The following is a 542-nucleotide window of genomic DNA, read 5'->3' as shown; positions in this document are numbered from 1 at the left end:
TGGAGCGACACTGCACATGCCTTTGTAGCGACGCATGGGGACAGTAAAGAGAACAGCAAGATAACGTCTCTTAAAAATGGCGACATTAGTAGAACGTCAACGGATGCTGTAGCGGGTAACCAGCTATATGCTCTAGGTGATAAAGTTGCACAATCTTTGGGTGGAGGAGCTAAGTATGAGGATGGTAAATGGAGTAAACCTAAGTTCACGATTAAAACAGTAAAATCTGATGGAACTGAGAGTGAGGAGAGCTATACAGATGTGGCTTCAGCGTTTGCCGGTGTAGGAACTTCTTTCACGGATTTACATAAAGAGATTACCAATGAAATTACCACTGCTCAAGCTGACGCTTTGTTGTGGGATAAGTCTAAAGGTGCGTTTGTAGCGACGCATGGTGAAGAGAATGCAAGCAGCAAGATAACATCGCTTTCCAATGGATCTATAACTAAAGGCTCAAGTGATGCTGTAGCGGGTAACCAGCTGTATGCTCTAGGGAGCGATGTTGCGAAGTCTTTAGGTGGTAAAGCTAAGTATGAGAATGG

Annotated in this window: 1 pseudogene; it reads left to right on the top strand. The window is 44.3% G+C overall.

The window, feature by feature from the left end:
• A pseudogene (locus ACFIQC_RS10230) lies at window positions 1-542 on the top strand (hypothetical protein); the annotation flags it as partial.

This window comes from Bartonella sp. AA126HLJHH (assembly GCF_042197425.1).
GTDB lineage: Bacteria > Pseudomonadota > Alphaproteobacteria > Rhizobiales > Rhizobiaceae > Bartonella.
Note: the sequence above shows the minus strand (reverse complement) of the source record. Positions and strands in the feature narration are given on the sequence as shown.